The organism is Steroidobacter agaridevorans (genome assembly GCF_009932555.1).
GTDB lineage: Bacteria > Pseudomonadota > Gammaproteobacteria > Steroidobacterales > Steroidobacteraceae > Steroidobacter > Steroidobacter agaridevorans.
On record NZ_BLJO01000007.1, the window covers coordinates 1 to 23405 of the forward strand.

At 60.8% G+C, this 23405-nt stretch carries 17 protein-coding genes; 9 read left to right on the forward strand and 8 right to left on the reverse strand.

The annotated features are described in order from the left end of the window. Window positions 1-630: 630 nt before the first annotated feature. The 4 genes from GYH35_RS23755 to GYH35_RS23770 form a co-directional block, all read right to left on the reverse strand. A complete protein-coding gene (locus GYH35_RS23755; protein WP_161829657.1) occupies window positions 631-1455 on the reverse strand; it encodes an acid phosphatase in 825 nt (274 codons plus the stop codon). A 151-nt stretch (window positions 1456-1606) separates the two neighbouring features. Then, entirely contained in the window at window positions 1607-2776 is a 1170-nt protein-coding gene (locus tag GYH35_RS23760; RefSeq protein ID WP_407700226.1) for a metallophosphoesterase family protein, read from the reverse strand. A gap of 159 nt (window positions 2777-2935) precedes the next feature. Continuing rightward, on the reverse strand, window positions 2936-4558 hold the full coding sequence (locus GYH35_RS23765) for an amidohydrolase (protein ID WP_407700227.1): 1623 nt from the start codon (window positions 4556-4558) through the stop codon (window positions 2936-2938). 204 nt (window positions 4559-4762) lie between these two features. After that, the gene (locus GYH35_RS23770) at window positions 4763-7600 is read right to left on the reverse strand and encodes a TonB-dependent receptor domain-containing protein (RefSeq protein ID WP_161829658.1); all 2838 of its coding nucleotides are present in this window, start codon (window positions 7598-7600) and stop codon (window positions 4763-4765) included. An 878-nt stretch (window positions 7601-8478) separates the two neighbouring features. Between GYH35_RS23770 and GYH35_RS23775 the strand changes: the two genes are divergently transcribed. Next, the gene (locus tag GYH35_RS23775) at window positions 8479-9732 is read left to right on the forward strand and encodes an MFS transporter (RefSeq protein ID WP_161811937.1); all 1254 of its coding nucleotides are present in this window, start codon (window positions 8479-8481) and stop codon (window positions 9730-9732) included. A gap of 35 nt (window positions 9733-9767) precedes the next feature. Here GYH35_RS23775 and GYH35_RS23780 read toward each other — a convergent pair whose 3' ends face one another. Beyond that, complete coding sequence (locus tag GYH35_RS23780; RefSeq protein ID WP_161811936.1) at window positions 9768-10883, reverse strand: LacI family DNA-binding transcriptional regulator; 1116 nt, start codon at window positions 10881-10883, stop codon at window positions 9768-9770. A 458-nt stretch (window positions 10884-11341) separates the two neighbouring features. On the opposite strand from GYH35_RS23780, the gene GYH35_RS23785 reads away from it, so the two are divergent. The 4 genes from GYH35_RS23785 to GYH35_RS23800 all read left to right on the forward strand — a co-directional run bounded on the left by GYH35_RS23785 (window position 11342) and on the right by GYH35_RS23800 (window position 16594). Next, window positions 11342-12649, forward strand: coding sequence for an FAD-dependent oxidoreductase (locus GYH35_RS23785; protein WP_268894958.1), 1308 nt, complete (start codon window positions 11342-11344; stop codon window positions 12647-12649). Window positions 12650-12711: 62 nt separating this feature from the next. After that, window positions 12712-14154: a mannitol dehydrogenase family protein gene (locus GYH35_RS23790; protein WP_161811935.1), complete on the forward strand. Its 1443-nt coding sequence runs from the start codon at window positions 12712-12714 to the stop codon at window positions 14152-14154. After that, window positions 14151-15713, forward strand: coding sequence for an alkaline phosphatase D family protein (locus tag GYH35_RS23795; RefSeq protein ID WP_161811934.1), 1563 nt, complete (start codon window positions 14151-14153; stop codon window positions 15711-15713). The genes GYH35_RS23790 and GYH35_RS23795 overlap by 4 nt, the downstream gene beginning before the upstream one ends. Then, window positions 15710-16594, forward strand: a complete 885-nt coding sequence (locus GYH35_RS23800) for an ROK family protein (protein WP_161811933.1) — start codon at window positions 15710-15712, stop codon at window positions 16592-16594. Before GYH35_RS23795 ends, GYH35_RS23800 begins: the two co-directional genes overlap by 4 nt. Window positions 16595-16942: 348 nt before the next feature. On the opposite strand, the gene GYH35_RS23805 is transcribed toward GYH35_RS23800, so the two are convergent. Beyond that, window positions 16943-17269, reverse strand: coding sequence for a hypothetical protein (locus GYH35_RS23805; RefSeq protein ID WP_161811932.1), 327 nt, complete (start codon window positions 17267-17269; stop codon window positions 16943-16945). Between the two features lie 382 nt (window positions 17270-17651). On the opposite strand from GYH35_RS23805, the gene GYH35_RS23810 reads away from it, so the two are divergent. The 3 genes from GYH35_RS23810 (at window position 17652) to GYH35_RS23820 (ending at window position 19467) form a co-directional block, all read left to right on the forward strand. Continuing rightward, a complete protein-coding gene (locus GYH35_RS23810; protein ID WP_161829659.1) occupies window positions 17652-18017 on the forward strand; it encodes a hypothetical protein in 366 nt (121 codons plus the stop codon). A gap of 415 nt (window positions 18018-18432) precedes the next feature. Continuing rightward, the gene (locus tag GYH35_RS23815) at window positions 18433-19017 is read left to right on the forward strand and encodes a hypothetical protein (RefSeq protein WP_161811930.1); all 585 of its coding nucleotides are present in this window, start codon (window positions 18433-18435) and stop codon (window positions 19015-19017) included. A gap of 18 nt (window positions 19018-19035) precedes the next feature. Next, window positions 19036-19467 carry a hypothetical protein gene (locus GYH35_RS23820; RefSeq protein ID WP_161811929.1) on the forward strand — a complete coding sequence of 144 codons (432 nt, stop codon included), beginning with the start codon at window positions 19036-19038 and terminating at the stop codon, window positions 19465-19467. Window positions 19468-19663: 196 nt separating this feature from the next. Here GYH35_RS23820 and GYH35_RS23825 read toward each other — a convergent pair whose 3' ends face one another. Next, window positions 19664-22216 (reverse strand): serine/threonine-protein kinase, encoded by a 2553-nt coding sequence (locus GYH35_RS23825; protein ID WP_161829660.1) that lies wholly within the window; start codon window positions 22214-22216, stop codon window positions 19664-19666. After that, a complete protein-coding gene (locus GYH35_RS23830) occupies window positions 22216-22857 on the reverse strand; it encodes a sigma-70 family RNA polymerase sigma factor (RefSeq protein WP_161811927.1) in 642 nt (213 codons plus the stop codon). Before GYH35_RS23830 ends, GYH35_RS23825 begins: the two co-directional genes overlap by 1 nt. 187 nt (window positions 22858-23044) lie before the next feature. Between GYH35_RS23830 and GYH35_RS23835 the strand changes: the two genes are divergently transcribed. Beyond that, window positions 23045-23344: a hypothetical protein gene (locus GYH35_RS23835; RefSeq protein ID WP_161811926.1), complete on the forward strand. Its 300-nt coding sequence runs from the start codon at window positions 23045-23047 to the stop codon at window positions 23342-23344. The last annotated feature ends 61 nt before the right edge of the window (window positions 23345-23405 follow it).

Below are 23405 nucleotides of genomic sequence, written 5' to 3' on the forward strand. Positions count from 1 at the left end.
CCACACCTCATTGAGACTATGAACATGTGTGCAATTATCGTCCGCCAGATCTGTGCAGCTTTAACCCGGCGTTGACAATTGGTCGCTCAACGAATGGATGCGATAGTGGGTAGGATCAATCGGTGCAATCCGATTCTAATCACTTATACGCATTCCGATTGCTGCCAGAGCTGATTGGAATCCGGCATCGACAAGTTCTTCATGAGGCGCTCCCTCAATACGCATCGGGCGAAAAGACAAGCGCCCACACGGCAACGACATCGGGGTTGTAAATGAATGGATCGAGCTCCGCGACGGCGGTCGCGGATTAGGATGAGCTTGCTCTGGCAGATTCTCCTCCGCCATCCGTCGGATCAGTTCGCTAAGTTCCTTCGGAATCGTGGCCGCCCCGCTCGCGACTTCCATCGCCAGAAGACTCGGAAGCCCGCCCCATGCCAGCCGAGCCTCCAACGACTCGCCCGGCCGAAGCAAGACCCGCACCACAGGATCAGATCCCATGCCAGTCGGACGATTATGGCGAGCGCGCCCAGCAGCCATGATCATGCCACGGTTGCGCCCCAGCGCCATTTCAGAGGCCAGATCGAATTTTTGCGGAGGACAGCCTGAATCCGGCAGAGCGTTTGGGCTGCGTCAACGCCTGGATTTCGTTTCTAACTTTGGCATGACGCGTTGGCTCAAGAGAGCGGATTCCGCTTCGCAATTCTGCGCTGGTGGCGCGCCGCCGCGCAACGCGTCGAACTCCTCACGCGCCGCTGCGAGGTCAGTCTGGTACTCAGATTTGGTCGCCACTAGCACCATCGTCGCGGAGGCCAACAGCATGCCCGCTTCGACCGCACTTTCATTGTGAGCTCCGCAGACGAATCTGCTGTCTCCATAGACGCGTCCGCGTTCGAGAATCTGCTGCGCCCGGTCCGGCGCTATCGATGAGAGAACGAGCGTCCAGGTCCAGCCCCAACCAGTATGACCCGATGGATAATCGTAGCTCATCCGCTGCGCCTTCTTCTCGTAGAGCTCGGACTGCGGCTGGCAGACAGGCCCCTTGTCGATGGTGAATGGACGTTGACGCTTATGGGCTTCCTTGGCGATCCTTGTTTGATACGACGTATCGAACCCTGCCCGTCGGACCACAGCGACGAGCATCGGCGCGTTTGCGGGCGTCAACTCGACACCCACCGCGCAACTGAAGTTGCGTAGCATCGCCGGCACACTCATGTCGGCGTCGTTTGTGGCCAGCTCCCAGCGCGGCGATCCGACGAGACGCCTCGTCGCCCGGAATATCTTTCGATCCGCTTCGTATCTCGGATCGCCCGGACGGGGCGCCGGCTCGATCACCGATGTGGCATCCAATTCACCGGGCGTAAGATAGCCGCCGTAAGCATTGTCCGCGGCGTGACTCGCGACGCCGACCGTTGCCAATACTGCGGCGGCCGCCAAGGCAACCATGCGATCAAACATCAAGTGATTCCTCGACTCGCAGCGCCGATCGGCGCCCGAAACCTCGACGTGAAACGAATGCGCCAGTTCGGGCCTGGCGAGCCTCGTGTGCTAGCGGTAAGAAAATGGCACGACGATCGAGCGGCATGGCGTGCTCTGTCGTGAAGCCGGCTCAGCGGACCGAAGCGCCGACGGGCGCGCCGAACCGCCGATGGAAGTCGCGAAGATCTATCGTGAATTCGTCCCGACGCAGAAAATCCTCGTCGGACAGGTGCCCCTGCTTCTCCCGTGCCTTGTACCACGCGCCATATTCGGGAATCTCAGCCGCGAACTTGCCGTAATGGGTGGAGTAGGTGCGGACTTCGATCTTTGGGTGCGCCGTGTCCAGGCGAAACTTCAGCAGTCGCAGCCAGCCATCGCCTGTTGGCCCGTCAACGCCGGCGTCGATAGCGGTCCGGTTGCGCTCCTGATAGTCGGCCATTATTTGATACACCGGATTCCCGGCCCGATTGGTGTCGATGCTGAAGCTCTGTCCACTGACATGACCGCTCAGCACCAGGAATATCTGGTCGTGTGCGCTCAGGAATTTTTCCCAAATTTTCTCGGGATCGTTATCCAGGGGATCGAGCGCACTGTTCAGGGGATTGGAGGTCATGTTGCGCTTGCCGTCCCGCCCCAGATAGTCGTGAGTGGTGACGATGGTCGGTACGCCGGGATAGCGCGCGATCACAGCTGTCGCCCAATTCAGCGAAGCGTCGGGTGCGTGATATTGCAAGCCGATGTGGAGGAAGTGGCACTGACCGGCCGTAAACACCTGCGCACTGTCAGGGCCGCCGTCGCGCGAATCCACATACCACGACCGACCGGCGAAGAATGAAGACGTATTGGAGAAAGCCGACTGGAATCCGGTGAGGCCGCCGAGATGGCGAACACCTACCTTGCGTTCGGGCCGAGGTGGATGAGCGGGATCGGTCCAGAGCGCGTCATAGTCGTGGTTGCCGGCCACCACCGAGAACGGCAGTTTGTCCGCAATCAGCTTGAAGGCCTGCACGGCGGCGGGAATCTCGAACGCCCTCGTCTGAACCTTGGGCGACATCGCGGTTTCGGAGCCGCCATTCGGCATCCACTTGAAACCGCGCGCGGCATGGGCCGGGTCCATCCATTCGGAATAGTGCTGCCACACGTCGCCGACGTGTGTGGCGAAGACGATATCGCCGCCCGAGCTCCTCGCGTTCGTGGCCACCCACCACATCTGTGCGTAGAACTGCTCGATTGCGTCGAAGGGGAAGCCGGACCACGCCTGGTGCCGATAATCAACATAGCTCTGTGTATCGGGAATCATCGCCACGGTGAATTCACCGCAGTGTCCCTGCCGATATCCCTCCGCCTGCGCCGCGGTGGCTGGTAGTGCCGCCGCCAGCAGGAGAGCCAGGATGACCTTATATATCCTCATCTATTTGTGTTCGCTCGAGTGGTTGAGCGCCGACGATTCCGCCTGGCACTACTGCGACTTCGCCGGCCCAGTCCCGAGCGTCGGCCAGGTGACTCCCAACTGTTCCAGATACGTTTCATACCGTTCCGGATCGTAATACCGCTTCGCGAGCTCCGGCTTGTACCGCATCATGGTCTCGCCGTTCATCCCTATCGCCGGCGCATCGTCCTGCGTCAGTATGGGGACATAGTGCTGGTCCTTTGTCTGCACGTCGCGGAAATAGGTCTTCGCGTCCACCAGCAGCTTGGGACGCGTCAGCACGTCGATCATCGTCATCGCCATCACCTTCGCGCCTGTCACTACACCCTTGTGCGCGATCGGCGTCGCCATGGCGATCGCGGCCGCCCAGTTGTGCGCCGGTACGCCAGGAATGCTCGCCGGATAGCGGATCGTGATCGTCGGCGCCTGCCAGCTCACATCGCCGATATCGTCCGAGCCGGCCGACTTCGGCTCCTCCGGCGGCGGACCCAACGGCGCCAGCTTCGTCGCCAGTCCAGCCTTCACTGGCGCATCGATGTTCGCTTGCACGGTGCGCGCGAACGCCTGGTCGTCGTTATCCCATTTCGGCATTCCGACCGCGACCATGTTGGCGTACGCCGCCTGCGCGAGCGGCCGATTGAAATGCTGGATCGCTGCCGCGCCCAGCACGCGGCGGCTCACGGTGGTGTCAGTCATGTTGGCTGCGCCGTCGGCCACTTTGTCGGCCCTCTCGAGCATCTTGGCGATCGCGTCGAAGCTTTGCTCGCGCAGGTAGAACCATATCTTCGCTTCGGGCGGCACGACGTTGGGCTGGTCGCCGCCATCGCTGATGACATAGTGCGAGCGCTGCTCGGTACGCAGATGCTCGCGCCACATCTCCCATCCGTTCGCCATCGCCATCACGCCGTCGAGCGCCGATCTGCCGCGCCACGGCGCATGGGCTGCATGTGCGCTTTCACCCTTGAATAGATATTCGACGCTAACCAATCCCGTCCCATTGGGCTGGCCCCAGGCCGTAGCCAACGTGCTGGCCACGTGGCTGAAGAGCACGACGTCGACATCCTTGAACACGCCCTCGCGCACGAAGTAGGCTTTGCCGCCCAACAGTTCTTCGGCGATTCCGGGCCAGATCAACAGCGTGCCCGGCATCTTGGTGCGGACCATCCACTCCTTCACCGCCAGCGCTGCGACGATGTTCACCGCCTGTCCGCTATTGTGTCCCTCGCCATGCCCGGGAGCGCCCTCGACGATCGGCTGGCGCCACGGAATGCCGGGCATTTGGCTCGCCTTGGGGATGCCGTCGACGTCACTGCCGATCGCGATGACTGGCCCACCGGCGCCGTTCGTCCAGCTCGCCGTCCAAGCTGTCGGCAGCCCAGCAACATTGCGCGCGATGCTGAAGCCTTCCTTCTCGAGCAGAGCGGTCAGATGACGCGCAGTCTCATGCTCTTGAAACCCGAGTTCGGAATAGCTGAACAACTGGTCATTGATCATCTGCGCCAGCTTGGCGCGCTCTTCGACACCGCGCACCACCTCGGCCTTGGCGCCGCTTCGTGCGGCCTGCGCATCGATAGGTGCGGCGAGTATCAATACACCCGCCACGGCCATGGCGGCGACGTGTCTTCCTGCCTCAATGAGCCCACGACGATTCATTCGCATGATCGCGCTCTACCCGATGAATCAAATGACGTGCATTGCGCGTGAGCATCAAGCAATGAGCCCGAACCCAGGCTCGATTTGATTAGCGATGACACGTTGATTGGTGTTGAGTGCGTGCGCTAACGCCAGCGCGTCAGCCGGCCGCGCGCCTTCAGGTCTTGCGCGCGGCGCAGCTGCCGACTCAGATGCACGTCACCGCTAGAATGTCGCCCTGACAGTCGCATAGAAGTACCGCCCAACGATGCCATAGACCGTGTTGTCCTGATAAATCGTGGGCATGTAGGTGGGCATCACATCGAAAAGATTCTCTACACCGATGCCGACTTCATAGTTATCCCACAGGTCGACCTGCACCGAGAGATCGTTGTAGATCTTGGCCGGCACGCGATTACGCGGATAGGCTTCGTCCGAATCCACGTTCAGGTCGAAGGCCGCGGAGCTTATGTACCGCGTCGTGAGCGCGACGTTGAATCTGTCGATCTCATACTCGGTACGCAAGGTTCCCCTGAAACGGGGGTTTTGCCATTCGCCATCGCGCATGATGTCGCCCTCGCGGATGCCCGGCGTGGTTTCCGTTACCATCTCGATCAGATTGCTTCCCTTGAACGAGATGTTGATCCTGCCGGGACCCAGCAGCCGCGTGTAGGAAGCGCCGATATCGATGCCGCGCGCGTAGAGGCGCGACGCGTTTAGCTGGTTCGATTCGACGCGGGTGGCAAGATGAGACACGGGATCGCGGGTGACACGCGCGCAATAGGGGTTCTCGATCGTCGGAGCATCGACACAAAGCTGGATCAGCGTCGCATAGGAGAATTGGGTGATGACATTTTCGATGTCGATGTCCCAATAATCGAGCGTCAGGTCGAAGCCGTGCAGAAACTGCGGCTGCAGGACGACGCCCACCGTCAGGCTGTTCGACGTTTCCGGCTCGAGGTCGGGGTTGCCGCCAGTGACGACGACCGGCCCGACCCCTGTGGAGTTCGCAACGGGCGTCAGAATTCCAAGAGCGGCGCAGTTCGCCGCCCGCCTGTCGGAGGCGTAGTAGAGAGCCGCTGAGCACGCATCGGTATATGCGCCGGTAAGAGTCTCAACCTTCGCTTCGTAAAGCTCGCCGAAGTTGGGGGTGCGCACGCTGCGCGAGCGAACTCCGCGGAAACTGATCCCGTTGAGCGGTGACCAGAAGGTACCCGCTTTCCAGGCGTTCGTGCTGCCGACCGTGCTGTAGTCCGAATAGCGGTACGCGCCCTCGATCTCGAGCCGCTTGGCGAATGGCAGGTCACGCACGACCGGAACAATCAATTCGCCATAGGCTTCAGTCACCCTGAACGATGCATCCAGTTCCGGATGCTCGGTGGGACCGGCACCGTAGACGAGCTCGCCAGCCAGCGCGAGCGGATCATCCCGCGTTTTGAGGGTTTCCTCCCGATGCTCGACACCCACGGCCATGGACGCGTTGCCATGAGGAAGCGGGAACAATTCCCCGGTGATGTTCGCACCGTAGATCTGCTGCGTGTTGATGCGCAGCTCATGCCGGTCGGCCATCGCCCACTTGATCTGCTCGGGAGTTGCCGGCTCCGTGCCGAAGATATTGAATGGAACGCAGCCCAACGCGCGGGCCACGGCATCGCGGCAGATAGCCTGCCCGGTCACCGGGTCCGCGATCGCATCGCGTGCCGCTACCCAGTGCGATTTCCAAGGCACATTGGCTTCGGTGACATTGTCCTTCGTTCGGCCATATTGCCAGAATGCCTGCCATTGCAGCGTATCGGTCAGCTTGCCGCTGAGCGACGGGCCGAAGGTCGTGCTCTCCCGGTCATGATCGACTTCCCGTTCCGGGAAATTGCCATAGGCCCGATCGATATATAACGAGGTCAGGTTGTTGGCGACCATGACATCCCTGAGGGCGTCGGGAAGCCACGGATTGTCCAAACGGGCGCTGGCGCCACGCGAGCCGGGGACCGGGCCGGAGAAATAAGTGGTCCGACTGTCGTCGCGCCAATAGTTGTAAGTGCCGTCAGTTCTCTGCCGGGCATAGGAAACATGGGCGTCGAGCTTCAGGTTGTCGGCAAGGTCATAGTCTGCCCGGCCCATGAGCGCCACCGACTTCATGCCGATGCGCTTCTCGTCGCGGTCGCTCAGGTTGCGGCCGTCGCCTCCATCGCAGACGGCATATTGCCCGGGCGTGTAGGTGATGTCGCAATTCGACGTGCGAATGCTGTCGCCTTCGATCATCCAGCGCTGGCCGCCCAGCCAGTAGGTGGGCACGTAATCGAAGTAGAGCTGCCGCGTGTGATAGGCGATGACTCTGTCCGGAATGCCGTCGTTGATACCCGTGTTTGCCGGATTCGCCCGATACGTCACCCAGTCCTGCGAATCGAAGCGGTCGGTGTAGATGAGTGGAGAGGTAGATGAATAGGTGCCGCCGATCGCAAAGGTACCTCGATCATCGGCAAACCTGCCGCCCGTCGACAGCGACGCGAGGAATTTGTCCGCATCACCACGTTCGGCAACACCGCCCGTGGCCGAGAAATGAAGTCCTTCGATACTGCGCTTGGTGATGATGTTCACGGCGCCCGTCACCGCGTCTGCGCCATAGATCGCAGCCGCACCGCCGCTCACGACTTCTACCCTGTCGATCATGCCCGCGGGGATCATGCCGATATCGACGGCGGATGAGCGCGCAGAACTGGATACGCGCCGCTGCCCATCGATTAGGGTCAGACTGCGGTTGGTGCCAAGATTGCGTAAGTTGACGGCCGAAATTCCGGCATCCCAGCCCCTCACATCGCTGGCCAAGTCCTGACCAATCCCGATCGCCGGGTCCAGCTTCAGCGTTTCGATGGCGCTGACATGACCGAGAGCGAAGCCTTCATCCATGACGGTGACACTGACGGGCATGGCGGATTCAAGCCCCGGCCGCGCGATGCGGGATCCGGTGACGACGATCGCTTCGACGACTTCAGCCTCTGTCGCCTCCTCCTGCGCATGAACGGGCATGGCGCCGCCTACACCCATCGAAGCGGCCGACGCTGCCACGAGAAATCTTGCTTTTCTCCCCATTTTGATCCCCCCAATCATAGAATCTGGATTATCGATATCGCTAACGTAATCTGTCACAGATTACGCTCGTCCGTCAAGAATTTAGACACTGTTGATTTATAAGCATTTTTATCATTTCTCTCCAATGAATTCGTGTGATTGACAATGTAGAATTGCAAAATTACGATAACGATAATGTTGTGAAATCGGTCGAATGGTCTATCGCATACCTTCCCGCTGGCTTGATTCACCAGATCGCGCGCTGGCTTCGGACGGACAGGCAACGTCGGTCCGCAGGAGCGAGGGACAGCTTCAGTCTCGGGACAGATTTCGCCTTCGCATATGTGGAGCCGCCTCGATGCAAGCCTCTTCGCTCTTCTGCGATTGGATAGCGCAAAGCCAGGTCGACGTCGCAGGCGCGCGCAGCTCTGCCAACTTCAGGCTCGCGATAGCTCAGGCTGCCCGCGCTGAAGTCGCGAGGTCATCGCGATACACTTCGCCCGGGGGACCGATAGGCCGGCGACTGATGAGCGCAGCGCGCATCGTAGAAACTGAAGTAGCGCGCGAGCGCCGTGCACGCCTCGATGCCGTTGGCGTACGCACGCAGACAGCACTCGCCCTGGTCATCCGTGCTGGCGCAGCCCTGCCCTCCTTGCGCCCGTGAACTCACTCGTCGCTCGTGAAGCGCGAAGGCTGGTCGGAATGGAGACTTCCGGCTGCTCCGGACGTCGCGAGAGTTTCCTCGATCGTCTCGACCCTGAAGTCTGTCGTGAGCGTGTTCGCGCGGCGCAGGCTCAACCCATTGGATCCAACTGATGACACAACCCTCAAGCGCAGACACAAGCGGCGCCGCTGGACCGATCGGGAAACTACCGGTGAAGGTCTGCTTCGTCCTCGGGCTCTTGATGAGCCTCGTGGTGCTCAACTATTTCGATCGCCAAACACTTTCGGTTCTCAAACCTATCGTCAAGGCAGATCTGACGTTGGATGACAAGGCGTACTCGCTCCTGACGTTCGCGTTCATGCTGCCGTACATCGTGATGTACGTGGCGAGCGGGCGGCTGATAGAACGGTTCGGCACGAGGATATGTATGTCCCTCTTCGCGATCGGCTGGTCGATTGCGAACATCGCATCAGGAATGTCTCACAATTTCGCTCAACTTGCCGCGTCGCGTGCGTTGCTGGGCGCCGCCGAACCTGGCGTCTTCCCGATCATTCAGCGCGCCATCCTCAATTGGGTGCCCGTCGAACGCCGCGCTCTCGCGATCGGCATCGTCATGCCTGCGGGCAATCTCGGAGCCATCCTTGCACCGCCGCTGGTCGCGGTGATGACGGCAGGCATCGGCTGGAGAGCCGCCTTCATCATCCCTGGGCTGATCGGCGTGAGTATCGCGATGCTGTGGTGGTTTGCGGATACCAAGCAGGCTCCGCCGCCGTCGCTCGACACCGCGCAACCCGTAGCGCCCGACGAGGAGGCGGCGTCCATCTCAGCGCTTCTCCGAGACAAGCGCTACTGGGCAATCATCGCCGTGCGGATGATCAGCGACCCGGTCTGGTACTTCTACCTTTTCTGGATCGCGGGTTATCTGCAGGAACGTGTCGGCCTGTCATTGTCCGAGCTCGGCCTGGTCGGGAGCATACCGTACATCGTCGCGATGCTCGCGTGCCTGGTGGCCGGCCGTTTCGTTGATCGCGCCGCTGCGCGTGGACATGATCCGATCCGCATCCAACTTCGCTTGTTTGCGATTACCGCCGCACTGATGCCATTGGGCGCACTGATCACAATGACCTCGAGCGTCGCGATCGCGCTCCTCATCATCACGATCGTCGTCAGTGTCTGCCAGACCTGGTTCGTAGGATTCAACGTCCTGCTGGCCGGCCTCTTCCCGGTCAAGATCAATGCATCCGCAGTCGGAATGCTGGGCGCGGTAGGCGCCAGCACGTCGCTGATTCTGAACCTGCTGGCAGGGTTCATCCTCGCGCAGTTCGACTATGTCGCGCTATTCGCCGGACTGGCGATCCTGCATCCGATTTCGGCGGTCATTTTGTTTGTCGTGATCGGACGGACCCGACCGAAGCCGCGAACCACGGCCGTTGAGTCCGCCGCGACGAGTGGCGTGGCGACATAGCAAAGAGGCGCATCGCCACGTCGGCGGCCAGCACCTCAGCGCGTGGTCGAGCCGCGGAGAATGAGTTCCGGAACGATGCGCTCCGTGACCACTTGATTGTCGGCAGTACCCTCGATGCGATTGAGAAGCCGGCGTGTCGCACGGCTCGCAACCTCCTGGAACGGCAAAAGCAGAGTGGAAAGCGGGGGTTCCATGAAACGCGTGAACGGATGGTTTCCCCAGCCCATCACCATCGTATCGTGGGGCACGCGAATGCGGCGCTCGCGCAGTGCGCGGTACAGACCGAGCGCATAGTAGTCATCGCCGACGACGAAGGCGTCCGGTCGTCGACCTCGGTCGAGGAGATCGCTCGCGACACGGTATGCGTCATCGGCATGCCATGACTGCGCGACGCGGAAGGAACGAGGCGGAGGGACAAGCACCAGATGCCGCCGAGCGTCGAAGGAGATTCCGTGACGCTCGAGGGATCGGCGGAATCCTTCGATCCGGATTCGGATCGTCGAGAACGGCATGTCCTCATCGATCAGGACGACGTCTTTCGCGCCTTGCGCGAGAACGAAGTCGGTCGTCAGCTGGATACCGGCCTCGTTGTCGTTCGAATAGAAATCGACGCCGAGCTCGGGAAGCTCGCGACTGACGAGGACGAGCGGGATGCCGGACTTGATCACCGGAGTCCATGCGTCGGAGCGCTCCTGCGCAGGCGCCGCGATTATGCCATTCAGTCCTGATTGCAGGGCCCTGTGGATCGCATCCCGTTCACGTTCCGCCGACTCGTAGGTGAGAAGCAGAAGAACCGTATAGCCGGCTTTCTGCGCTTGCAGCTCGACCTCACTCACCAGGTCGGCGAAGAACGGATTGGAGATGTTCGAGACGACCACACCGATCGTCTTGCGCGAACCGAGCACGAGCGAACGGGCGTGGATGTTCGGGACGTAACCAAGCCGTTCTGCCTCGGCCTTGATCAAGGCCCGCGCGGCGTTGCTGACGCCGGGCCTGTCGTTCAGAGCCCGCGAGACGGTGTTGGCCGTCAGGCCCACGATTTCCGCCAGGTCCTGAAGCGTCGGCGGGCGACGCACGTGGTTGGCAGCCGGCGTTTTTTCGCCTGCACTCCCCTCTTGTCCTTTAGCGACAGTCTTCTTACGGCGTGCCAAGGCTAGGTCTCCAACTTAGCTTTGCGAGCTATCGTTAACTCGTTTGAGCGGTTTTTTTCCAAGCATACCCCGATTGCATTCTGAGCGGTTGTCATATTTTTCTAATTCCTTCAAGCACTTCTGTAATCATTATTGACTCTAATCAGGGGCTGTGGCACATAACGTTAACGTTATCGTTATTGAGTTCGCTTCTGCATGTTCGTAGGGGCGAGACAAGGTTCGCATGAAAGGCAGGGCGGTGTCAGTTTGAGCATCTGATCGACAGATGCGCGCCGCCGCGCTCTTCGCCGCCGGAACGCGGCAAATCATTAGCGGGGACGTCTGAAGCGGCACGGCAAGCCGTCTGGGTCCCTGAACAACAATCAAGCCAACAGGAAAATCGAGTGACGGTGAGATCCGAGGAGAGTACGTCGGTCCGGCGACCCAGTCGGGAGGTATCGGTAGCTGGCCAATACGATGTGATCGTATGTGGCGGGGGACCTTCAGGTTTGATCGCGGCCGCAGCTGCGGCTCGCAACGGCGCGAAGACCTTGCTGATCGAGCGTTATGGTTTCGTCGGCGGCATGGCCACGAGCGCACTCGTGACGCCAATCAGCGAATTTCGCCATTTCGGCAAGCAGCACATCGGTGGAATTCCGTTCGAGCTCATGCAGAAGGCGGCGGACCTTGGCGGCGCCAACGTCACGCTGGAGAGCGGGAACTATCCCGTCAACGACGAGATCCTCAAGCTCGCCGCCCAACGCCTGCTACTCGAGAGCGGGGTCACGCTCCTGTACCACTCCTGGTTCTCCGATTGCGTGATGGACGGAAACCGCATCACTCATATCATCGTGCAGAACAAGGCGGGCGCCGTTGCGTATCAGGGAAAAGTGTTCATCGACTGCACCGGTGACGCGGATCTCGCGCGTGCGGCGGGTCTTCCGACCACCAAGGGCAAGGTCCTGCAACCGGCGACCCTGTGGTTCCAGCTTGGCGGAGTCGACACGGATGCGCTCGACTCCCTGTTCGGCGACGCCGTCAATGGGATCCTGCCGGTCTCCGACAAGATCCGGGGCCGTTTGATCGAGCTCAACGCGCAAGGCGAGATTCCGATTTTCGGTGGCCCCTGGATCAACAAGTTCTTCCGCGACGGCATGGTCAGCATCAATCTGTTACGCGAAGCGACCGACGCGAGCGATCCGGAATGGTTCACGAAGACCGAATGCAGCCTGCGAGAGAACCTGCGCTTGATTATCGATGTGCTGCGCCGTGAATTCCCGGAGTTCCGCAACTGCTGGCTGGTGAAGTCGGGCATCCAGACCGGAGTGCGAGAGTCGTATCACATCGTGGGTCTCTACACGCTGCAGAAGGACGACATCCTGACGCCGAAGGCTTTCCCCGACACGATCGCCAAGGGCGCGCACGTCATCGACATCCACTCGAGCAACAGCAATGACCAGAACGGACTCGTGGTCCCGCGCCAGGAGTACAACATCCCGTTCCGGTGCCTCGTCCCGCGAGGCAGCGTCAACCTCGTCACGGCAGGCCGGTGTCTCAGCGCCGACGGGCCGGGATTCGGCTCGGTGCGCGTAATGGCAACCTGCATGGCGATGGGACAAGGCGCCGGCACGGCGGCCGCCCTGAGCTGCAAGTACGGCTACAGCATGTCCGGTATGAACTTCGAGCACCTGCGAGATACGTTGATCGCGCAAGGCGCGGTCGTGGATTTCGACAACGTCATCAAGCCCAAGGCGCCGATCGAATTGGAGACGTATCCGGCCATGTGAGCCTGCTGCTGAATATGGCGGCCGCTCGCGCAGTCGATACTAGCTGCATGGTATGAAATGAAATGAACGTCGCTCAGCCCCAATACGATCGTGCTCGATTGACTCCGGGGATCGTGCATATCGGCGTTGGCAACTTCCACCGCGCCCATATGGCGGTTTACCTCGATGATCTGTTCGCGCTCGGGGAGAGTCACGATTGGGCGATCCTTGGCGCAGGCGTGCGGCCGGCCGATGCAGCGATGCGGAGTGCGCTCAAGACGCAGAATTGCCTTTCGACAGTGATCGAGCTGGACCCCCAGGGAAGGCGTGCGCGGCGCGGCGGCGCGATGGTCGACTTCATCGAAGTCGACCCATCGAACGCGCCCCTGATAAAGGCGATGTGCAGACCGGAAATTCGCATCGTTTCCATGACCGTGACCGAGGGCGGCTATTTCATCGATCCCGCGACAGGCGAGCTCGATCCGACCAAACCCGAGATCGTTGCGGATAGCAGGAATCCGGATCGGCCGGCCACAGCCTTCGGCGCGATCATTGCCGCGTTACGATCGCGCCGCGCTGCCGGCATCCCGCCCTTCGCGGTGCTCTCCTGTGACAATCTTCGGAGTAACGGCCACTGCGCGAGAGCCGCAACAGTCGGACTCGCGCGTTTGTCCGATTCCAGTCTTGCCGACTGGATCGCCTCCAACGTGAGCTTTCCGAACACTATGGTCGACAGGATCACGCCGGCGACGGGTACACGCGAGCGTGCGATGGCTGCAGCTTTCGGCCTTGCGGAAGACCCTGCCCCCGTCACTTGTGAACCGTTCCGTCAATGGGTGATGGAAGACCAGTTTCCCTCAGGGCGCCCCGCCCTCGAGAAGGTTGGAGTCGTCTTCACCGATCGCGTCCACGCATTCGAGACGATGAAGATCCGAATCCTCAATGGCGGGCACGCGATCATTGCCTACCCAGCGGGGATCAAGAGCATCGAATATGTTCACGAGGCAACGGCGAATCAAACGATCACCGCTTTCCTCGACCGGGTCCTGACGAACGAGATCCTTCCTATCGTGCCGCCCCCGGCGGGCCAGGACCTTTTCGAGTACCAGCGACAGACTCTCAAACGGTTCCGCAATCCCGAGATCGCCGACACCGTGCGGCGTCTTTGTTTCGACGGTTCGAACCGTCAACCGCAGTTCATCATCCCCTCGATTCGCGACAACCTCGACAAAGGCGTCATGCCAAGAGGATTGATTCTCGAAAGCGCCTTGTGGTGTCGCTATTGCTACGGCATCGATGAGCGTGGACAAACGATCGAACCGAACGACCCGTGTTGGAACGCATTGACGGCCGCGGCTCGAGCAGCGAAGGAAAACCCCGAGCGATGGATTGGAATGCGAACGATCTATGGGGAACTGGCTGACAACCGTCAGTTCGTTGGCGCCTTCGCGGATGCGCTGCATCTGGTCTGGAGCCAGGGCGTGAATGCCGCGATGTTGCGCTACCTCGAGAATACCGTGCGATGACCCGATTCTCGCTCGAGCGCCGCACTCTTCTACTCGCCGGCGGGCAAGCGGCACTGTTCGCTGCGCTGGCACGAACGCCAGTGCTCGCCGCACCGAAGTTCCTGGAAAATCCCTTCTCGCTCGGCGTCGCCTCGGGCGATCCAACAGCGGATGGCTTCGTGATCTGGACGCGTCTCGCACCCAGGCCGCTCGAGCCGCACGGCGGCATGCCCACCGGAGCGGTCGAGCTCGCTTGGGAAGTCGCCGAGGATGATGCCTTTCGCAAGAACGTGCGGTCGGGGAAGGCCTTGGCCCGACCCGAGCTGGCGCATTCAGTCCATGTCGAGATTTCCGGCCTGCGCAGCCATCGACGTTATTGGTATCGCTTCGTGATCGAAGGAATCGCGAGCGATGTCGGCGCGGTTCGAACTGCGCCCGCGGCCGACGCGGCGGTGGACCGGCTGCGCTTCGCGGTCGCGGGCTGCCAGCATTACGAACGTGGGCTCTTCACCGCCTGGCGCCACGTCAGCCAAGAATCCGATCTGGACTTCGTTTATCACTACGGGGACTACATTTACGAGGGGAAGGCCGCCGCAGCGGGCATGACCGGCAAGGCGCCGATCGTCCGCCGCCACACCGGCAACGAGCTCTACAGCCTCGACGACTATCGCCAGCGTTACGCACTTTACAAGATGGATCCCGATCTGAAGGCCGCGCACGCTGCCGCAGCTTTCCTGTCGTCGTTCGACGATCACGAAGTGGATAACAATTGGGCGAGCGATCTGGACTCGGACAACACGCCGCCCGAGATTTTTCAGCTGCGCCGCACGGCTGCGATGCAAGCGTGGTACGAGCACATGCCCGTGCGGATGAACCATTTTCCGTACAACGGCGCACCGCAGACCTATCGGCGTCTCGATTTCGGGCGACTGCTGCGCGCGCATGTGCTGGACAAGCGCAGTTACCGCAGCATCCGCCTATGCGAGAAAACGGGCGACGGCAATTGTGTCGACGAGCGCGATGGTTCGGACACGATGCTCGGGAATGCGCAGGAGCGCTGGCTCAGCGATGGCTTGAGCAGCGGTTCGGCCTGGAACCTGCTGGCGCTCGGCGGTCTCGTCATGCCCTTCGATCGCTCAGCGCAGAAAGTTCCCTCCAACGGCTACGACAATTGGACGGGCTACCCCGACGCGCGACAGCGGCTGGTGGAGCTGATTCAGGCCCGCAGCCCGAAGAATGTCGTCATCGCCGGCGGCGATAGCCACATGTTCTTCATCGGCCACCTGCCCTCGGTGCCCCACGACCTCGAAAGCGCGCCAATCGCACCCGAGTTTCATGCCACATCCATCAGCTCGATCAGCACCAACGGCGTTCCGATCGGCGCCGATCCCCGCGCCGCAACCAATCCGCATATCTCGATGATCCACGATCAGCGGGGCTATCTGCTGTTCGATGTCGAACCGCACGCGGTCCAGTCGAGCGCGCGCGTGATCGATCAGGCGATCACGCCGGGTGGCGCAGTAAGTACGCTGGCTCGCTTCGTCGTGACGTCCGGGCGAGCCGAGGTTTCAAAGTTATGATCGCCGGACTCGAGCTTGGTGGCACCAAATGCGTTGCGGTCCTCGGCAGCGAGAATGGAGACATTCGAGCGCGCGAGACGACACCGACTAGCGACCCTGTACGAACGCTAGCCGCACTCGAGGCAGTGCTCGATCGCTGGCAATTCGATGCGCTCGGCGTGGCCTCGTTCGGACCGCTTGAACTCGATCCAGTCAGTCCGGAGTTTGGTTCGATCAGCGTGACCCCAAAGCCCGGCTGGTCCGGGACCGACCTGACGCGCAGGTTCGCTACGCGCTACGGCAAACCGTTAGCTATCCAGACGGACGTGATCGGCGCAGCACTTGCGGAGGAACGCTGGGGCGCGGCGCAAGGACTAGCGAGCCATTGCTATATCACGATCGGCACCGGAGTCGGCGTCGGATTGATATCGGGCGGACAACCCGTGCAGGGCGCAGCGCACAGCGAAGCCGGACACATGCGTGTGCGACGCGCCCCTTCCGATGGCTTTGCAGGCTTCTGCCCCTTCCATGGCGATTGCGTCGAGGGACTGATCTCGGGGCCGGCGATCGCCAAACGGTTCGGCCGGCCCGCGCAGGAGCTCAGCGATGATGATCCCCAATGGGATACGTTCGTCCACGATCTCACTGCGCTGCTTCACAATCTAGTCGTCACCGCTGCGCCGGAGCGGATCGCAATCGGCGGTGGCGTGATGGCGTCGCGCGAACATCTGTTTCGGAAGCTGCGCGTCGCGCTTGCTGCAAGCATCGGCGGCTACGGCTCGCTTGCGAGGTATGCCGAGCAGCTCTCCCATCGCCTAGGTCCGCCGGGACTCGGGACGTCCGCCGGTCCGATGGGCGCGATCGCGATCGGACTGCAAGCTCTGGACAAAGCAGGTCGGTAGCCCCTATGGCTTACCTCTGCTCCCGCCCTATCCAAGAATTCGGGCACGTTGCGTTTCGCCGCTTTCCCAGCGAAACCCCAACCACCGTGGGGAGAGTCGGTATCGCCGATAGTTCGGCGAAACTCCGGGCCCTCGCTACCGGAGCGGGCCTCGATCAGCGCGGCCCGCACCCTCTATAAAATTGGTCCTCAAACCCGCCCCGCTTCCCGGCTCTTTGGGCATGTTTCTATAAAACTCCCGCAGCCAACCCCTCGATTTCCTTGATCGTTTACCCTGACTCTTAATCAGTTGGTGCGAGCGGCGCCTTTACTCTCTCTTCACCCTGGCGTGTCGGGCACGCGACATCGGTTATGTGATCGAATGTGCTCGCGCATCCGCTGAAAGCATCTCAATCAGCTCTTTCCATATGGGCTTGAATGGCGCATCCGGATTGACGTCCAATTCCCGAGCATACGCATCGCGCACACTCTCATAGAAGACGCCGAACTCATCTGAGTTTAAGTCCTCAAACGAAATGAAATCCATGCATCCTTCGTCGACGGGCTCCCAGACCCGACGGGCAAGAGCGGCATTGTGAGATTCGACGATGGGACGTATGGCATCAAGAATGTGATCGAACGCCAATCCGCTCATAGAGACGCCGCGCCCCTCTCGGAGGAGAATTGCTCCCGCCATATTTCGATTTCCTTTGAAACTTTCTAACTAAGTCTCGATGGTTCGAGACCCGCGTATAGGCGCGCAATAGTTCTCAATTTACCCCAGTGTAGCGCCCGACCACTGATTCGCCACCAAGGGGTATCTTGGTGGCAAATCTGGTGGCAAATCGGGGGAGATAGGGTGTTCGAGGGGATCTCGCTCATCGGCGAATCAATAACTTATTGATTCACCTGCCCTTCTTGTTGGGTTCGATTCCCGAGTCCCCGCACCTCGCCAAAAATCGTATTCCACCAGAGTCACCTTGTGCTTCTCGGAGCACTGGCACTTTTCGCCCACCGCGCGAGAACATTTTGGACCAGCGCTCGATCGATCTGCCTCGATCTGAGCTATCGAAGAGGCATTGCTCGACCCCACCCCACTGGCAGAAACTGGCGTCACCGACACTTCGAGAGGAGGCATGGGCCCATTGGTTTCCTTCATCGTCTTCACGCTGTGCATTTCGTTCCTGCTGTCGTGGTTCATCTACGTTCCCTTATTTATGCGGTTGCTCCGCCGCTCCTCCGAAGAGGAGTTTATGGGCATGGGTAGCCACTATTTCTTCTTTGGGAAGATCATCGCGTCCGCATATCTCTACTTCCTGCTGAAGCACTATCGAAGAAGCGCGGACGCTGATGTCCGTTTTCACGGTGAGATACTCACGGTGACGTTTGCATACGCGCCAATAATCGTGATTCTGATGTACTACCTGCGAGGGCTCTACGAATGAGAGCGCGGGATTTGTGCTCGTAGAGACCACGACTAGCCCATGCGAGGACCGGTGCCCGTGAGAGCGCCTCGAATGGCTCCCTAAAACTCACCTACGATTTCATGCTTTTTCCCGAGGTTTATCGCCGGCATTCCCTAAAACTGGCGCGGCTAACTATCGGATTTCCTTACTGCCTTGGCGTGACTCTTAATCAGTTGGTTATAGGTTCGAGTCCTATACGGCCCACCACTGATCCATCACCACCATCACCCAGTGAGTCTTTAGGATCAGCGACTCACAGCGGAGGAGATCGACGCTCCGGCAACCGAAACGAGGTTTCGCCGCTTCATTTCGACAATCGCTGCGATCAGTTCTGGGTTCGGCCCTTTCGGGGCCTGGCTTCCGCGGGGGCAGCGGCATCAGCGCCATTCAACTGTTGGTCGATGCAGGCAATCAAGGCATCCCGCTGTTCAGCCTGACGGCAGCGAATGCGTCCGCCCTGCTGCCGCAACTGTCGGTCTCATCGGCCGTGAAGTCACAGATCTCCGCGGCCGTGGCGGCGGGACAAACCGTGTTGGTGTCGCAGCGAGCGCCTGAGCGGCTCGACTGGTCGGGCGTGGGTTACGTCATGCTCGATCCCGACACGGGCGCCGGCGCTTATCTGATCGAAGGCAGCCTCAAATGGCGGCGAGCTCGCCGGTTGCGAGGAACAACGACAGCCGCTGTCGATGTCCATCGAGCAAATCATTCTGACGCTCCTGATCCTCGCGATGATTGCAGCGATCATCGCCGCCAGCGGCGGCTGGGCCGGGCATTGCTCGCGGCGCTCTCGGCACAGCTCACCGACAAGCAACTGGCGGAGCGAGCCGTCGGCTTTGCCGGCGTGGCACGTTTCATGGAAAATGCGGCCGCCTCCGGTGGCGTTTGCGCACGCGACATCAAATCCTCGCTCAGCTTCCCGCGCGGCGCTCAGATCCGCGTCGACATCGAAGTGCGAGAAGGCCAAGCCTTCACTCCCTGAGGACTGGAGCCACGAATCATGACGGAAAAATTCGCCGAGTTCCTGACGGACCTGACGACCTATCACGCCGCGGAGCGCTACTGGCGAGAGCGCTTCGCGGCGCTGCCTTGTGATCCTTTCGCCAACGGCTGGGAGGACTGGGGAACGTCCGGGGTGCGCGTCATCGCGGATGAATCCTGCAACATCTATGGCGCGGTTCATCGAGCCGACAATCGCGGCATCGTCATCGTGATGTGCAAGCCGTCCGAGGCGATCCAGCAATTGACCGCGTGGACCGCCACGTGGGGCGAAGGTTGGCAAGACACCGTGCCGGTCGATTACCTCAAAATCAATCTGGTGCATACCGAGCAAAGCGAATCCATGGCGCTTGCGTTGCTGCAACGGTTCGTGTGCGAGAGCGCCTCTATCGAGGACATCAACGCGCTGATCGGGTCATTGACTACCGGCTGAACGCGCAGCCGATTCTTCGGCGCTACCTTCTACTCCTACACGTTGACGCCGACCTCCGAGGTGGAGGCGCTCGTCAAACGCTGCGCGGGCCCGCGCGCAGAGCTCGGGCTCTGATCGCATAGCCGGCCCACGGTTGGGAAAACGCCGGAGCTCCAGCGCTCCGGCGTTTTCCATCGGCGACGGCGCGCATCGCACGCTAAGAAATTGGTTGCCCCTCGGCTAGCGACTCGAACAGCGTTTCGGCCTCTGCGATCTTATCTCTGGCGCGTATGCCATGGACGGCATCTGTGACCGCGTGCTTCATTGCTTGGTTGCTCTTGCGGAGCCATTCGCGCGCCTGACGGGCATGCTGTTCGCGAGCAGATTGGGGGATGTCCTGCTTAGCCGCCAAGTACGCGTTCACTTTGCCGAGGTGAAAATAGAGGAGCCCAATGTAGTAGTGAGATTCCGGGAGCTCGTCATCGACACCCTTGGCTCGATTCCGAAGCCCCTTCTCGGAGTGGCTGAGTTGTTCCAACGCCCGCGGCGCCCGATCCAACGCCATGAGCGATTGTGACATCTGCGATGACGCATAGCCGGCAGCAATCGGCGCTTCGAAGTCGGCTGGATCCGCTGTGCGTATGGCTTCGAATACTTCGTAGCCACGCCGGTGCATGCTCAGTGCCTGCTGCGCGCGGCCTTGACCAAGAAGCGCATCACCCATCCATATGAGCGCGTATGCATGCACGCGCTTTAAATCAGCATTCTGAAGATCGGCTTGCCGCAGTTCTTCGAGCAGTTCTATTGACCGAGAAAGATATCGAGCCGCCTCGTCGTATCGCCGGGTTCTTTCGACCAATATGCCGCCAATGCGTTGGTGCGTGATCGCAAAGTTACGTCTGGCGCGCTGATCGCCGGGGTCCGCTGCGACAATCTGTTGAAAGAGAGGCAAAGCGTCAGCCATCAGCGCAGTACCTTCGTCAATGTGGCCGAGAGCGGCGCGGTGCCAGCCGAGAGCCAGGTAGGAAGTCGCGAGGTTGCGCCGGTCGGCTGTCGTTGCGGCGGGCATGGCTGCAAACGCGTTCGCCAGCCGCATCACATGTCGTAAATGCTCCGTGGCCTGATCGGGCGCATTCTGGATCACCAGCAGTTCGGCCAGCTTGCCATGCGTGCGCAGCAGATCGCGCTGCAGATCGATCTTGCCGCCTTCCCGAATCAGCGCTTCACGCGTTCTCAGAGCAAGTTCGTAGCTTTCGATAGCGCCGTTGGTATCGCCAAGGTTGGCGCCACGCAATCGTCCTTGCAGGTCGCCGATCTTCTCGTAAGCATCGGCCAGGTCTCGCCTGAGGATGGGATTGTCGCCGGCCTCTTTGGCCAGCTCGGTCAGATGCCGGAGCGAGGTTTCGACCAGCAGTTTTCGAGCGGTCGTGGAGCCCGGGAGATTTTCGACCGCGGCATGAACTTCAGTCATGTAACTGATGGCGAATCGCCGAACGTTATCGAAGTGACGTTCCGCCCGTGCGCGCTCGCGCTGGGCAACGTGCGCCTGCCAGCTGGTGGCCACGACCCCGACCAGCAGCGCAATTACAAACATCGACATGGCAGCGGTCACAGCTCGATGACGGCGAACGAACTTCTTCGCCACGTACGCAGGCCCACCGCCGTACGCACGGACGGGCAGCCCGGAGAGATATCGGTGCACATCATCGGACAGTTGCTCGACCGATCCGTAGCGCTCCTGCGGCGACTTGCGGAGCGCCTTCAGGATGATGCTGTCCAGGTCGCCCTCCAGACTCCGCGCAAAGCGTCTGTAGCTTTCGCCCAAGGATGCCGCCGTCGCACTGGGCGCCGCCGGCTGCAGCTCGCAGATCTCCATGGCCTGCTCACGGCTCATCATGTGTCTGGGCTGAAACGGCAACCGGCCCGCAAGCACCCGATACATCAGAACGCCCATCGAATAGACATCGCTGGCGGTTGTGATCGGCTCACCGCGCAGTTGCTCGGGGCTCGCGTAGTCGGGCGTCAGCGCCAGAAACCCGCTGACCTCCGCATCGCCGGCAGTCAAAGCCGGCGTCGGGTTCAGCAATTTGGCGATGCCAAAGTCCAGCAGCTTGAGCACCCCTTTATCCGTCACCAGGACGTTGCTGCACTTGAGGTCGCCGTGCACCATCAGATGTTGGTGCACATACAGAACAGCGCCGCACAGCGTGCGGATCAACTCCAGCCTCTCGAGCAGGCCCAGTTGCCGTTGTTCGCAATACACATCGATCGGCTGGCCCTGGATGTACTCCATGACCAGATAGGGCATGCCCTCTTCAGTCGTGCCGCCATCCAGCAGATGCGCGATGTGGGGATGGCTCAGCTGAGCGAGAATCTGGCGCTCATCGCGCAAATGTCGCAGCAGCGATTCGGAATCGAAGCCATTGCGCAGCAGCTTGATCGCGACTTCCTTTTCATATTGGTTGTCGTCGCGTATCGCGCGGTATACCTCGCTCATCCCGCCCCGGTCCACTTCGGCAACCACCCGATAAGGACCGAAGCGCCGACCGATCCAATTGGTGGCGGCATGAGCCAGGCCTGTGCGACGGACCGCGGGCAATTCGATGAAGCTGTTCGCACTGTCGTGAGCCCCGAGCAGCGCCTCTACTTCCTGCCGCAGGCTGGGATCGTCCGCACATGCCACATCCAACAACGCATCACGTTGATCGGGAGGAATCTCAGCAGTGGACGCGAATACATCCTTGATCAGGCGCCAGCGTTCTGAGGGCATCACAAGATCTTTCCGAGCTCACATCGTAGCCACGCACGCGCATGCATCCATTCGCGCTTGACCGTAGCGTCTGAAATGCCCATGACCTGAGCCGTTTGTTCTATGGTAAGGCCACCGAAGTAGCGCATCTCCACGATCTGCGCTTGCCGTGGATCGATGCGCTCCAGACGCGACAACGCCTCGTCGATTGCCGACACATCTTCCTCTGTGTGCGTGTCCAGGTGTTGCAGCGCTGTGGGCGTGGTCATGTGCCACGATACGCCCTCCTCCTCGGGCCGCTGTTGGACAAGGGCGTCGAGGCTGAGCGCCGGCCTACCGCCGCCGCGCTTGTCTGCAAACCGGGCGCGAGCATGATCGACGAGGATGCCTCGCATCAACTTCGAGGCCAAAGCAAAGAAGTGTGATCGATCGCGCCAGTGCGTCGCCTGTTGACCTAGCAGTCGCACAAACGCTTCGTGGACCAGCGCAGTTCTCTGGATCGTGTGATCGGGACGTTCCCGGCGCAGATAGCGCTCTGCCATCCGGCGCAGATCCTCATAGAGCACGGCCGTGAGCTGACTCAGCGCTCGCTGATCACCGTTCCGCCATTCGACCAGTAATTGCGTGAGCGGTTGAGCGTTTAAGTCATTGATGGGCTTCATGCGCAGTGCCTACCTCCCTACGCTGCCTCGCGCAACCCTCGCTCCGTCGCAGGCACCGTGAGCCAAATTCTATGTGGATTCCGCGATGGTAGATGTTGGCCCCAAGTTCATAGGCGTTCGTCGCCTGCCTTGATGCCGGCCACGGACCGACCGGTCCGTGAACCTCGTCCTTTCATACGGAGTAGTTATGTTCGACCAAATCAAGCGTCTGCTTGAGAAGACTGAAGTGCGGGACGCCGTGCGCAATGCGTCCTCTCGCGAAGCAGCTGTCAAGACGCTCGTCGACGCCGGCAGCAGTCACGGATTGTCCTTCACGGTCGCCGGCGTGAGCCGCGCCCTGGAGGCGATGAATCCGATGCGCTCGCGCGGCCTGAGCGAGTCCGAGTTGCTGATGGTCAGCGGCGGCATGCCTTCCGACAGCGCTCCGAAGCTTTGTCACACCGCTTCGTGTGGCGGCAATCACGCGGGCTGCTGCTGGTCAGGCTGAGCGACTGTCGCAGGACGTAACCGGCCGCCTCGCCGGTTCGCTCTGTGATGAAACTGCCGGA

Coding starts and splice junctions, on each gene's coding strand:
- GYH35_RS23765 (WP_407700227.1), bottom strand. CDS start 4,558: ATGAATCGTCGTGGGCTCATTGAGGCAGGAAGACACGTCGCCGCCATG.
- GYH35_RS23795 (WP_161811934.1), top strand. CDS start 14,151: ATGACCCGATTCTCGCTCGAGCGCCGCACTCTTCTACTCGCCGGCGGG.
- GYH35_RS23755 (WP_161829657.1), bottom strand. CDS start 1,455: ATGTTTGATCGCATGGTTGCCTTGGCGGCCGCCGCAGTATTGGCAACG.
- GYH35_RS23820 (WP_161811929.1), top strand. CDS start 19,036: ATGACGGAAAAATTCGCCGAGTTCCTGACGGACCTGACGACCTATCAC.
- GYH35_RS23805 (WP_161811932.1), bottom strand. CDS start 17,269: ATGGCGGGAGCAATTCTCCTCCGAGAGGGGCGCGGCGTCTCTATGAGC.
- GYH35_RS23830 (WP_161811927.1), bottom strand. CDS start 22,857: ATGAAGCCCATCAATGACTTAAACGCTCAACCGCTCACGCAATTACTG.
- GYH35_RS23760 (WP_407700226.1), bottom strand. CDS start 2,776: ATGATTCCCGATACACAGAGCTATGTTGATTATCGGCACCAGGCGTGG.
- GYH35_RS23800 (WP_161811933.1), top strand. CDS start 15,710: ATGATCGCCGGACTCGAGCTTGGTGGCACCAAATGCGTTGCGGTCCTC.
- GYH35_RS23835 (WP_161811926.1), top strand. CDS start 23,045: ATGTTCGACCAAATCAAGCGTCTGCTTGAGAAGACTGAAGTGCGGGAC.
- GYH35_RS23790 (WP_161811935.1), top strand. CDS start 12,712: ATGAACGTCGCTCAGCCCCAATACGATCGTGCTCGATTGACTCCGGGG.
- GYH35_RS23825 (WP_161829660.1), bottom strand. CDS start 22,216: ATGCCCTCAGAACGCTGGCGCCTGATCAAGGATGTATTCGCGTCCACT.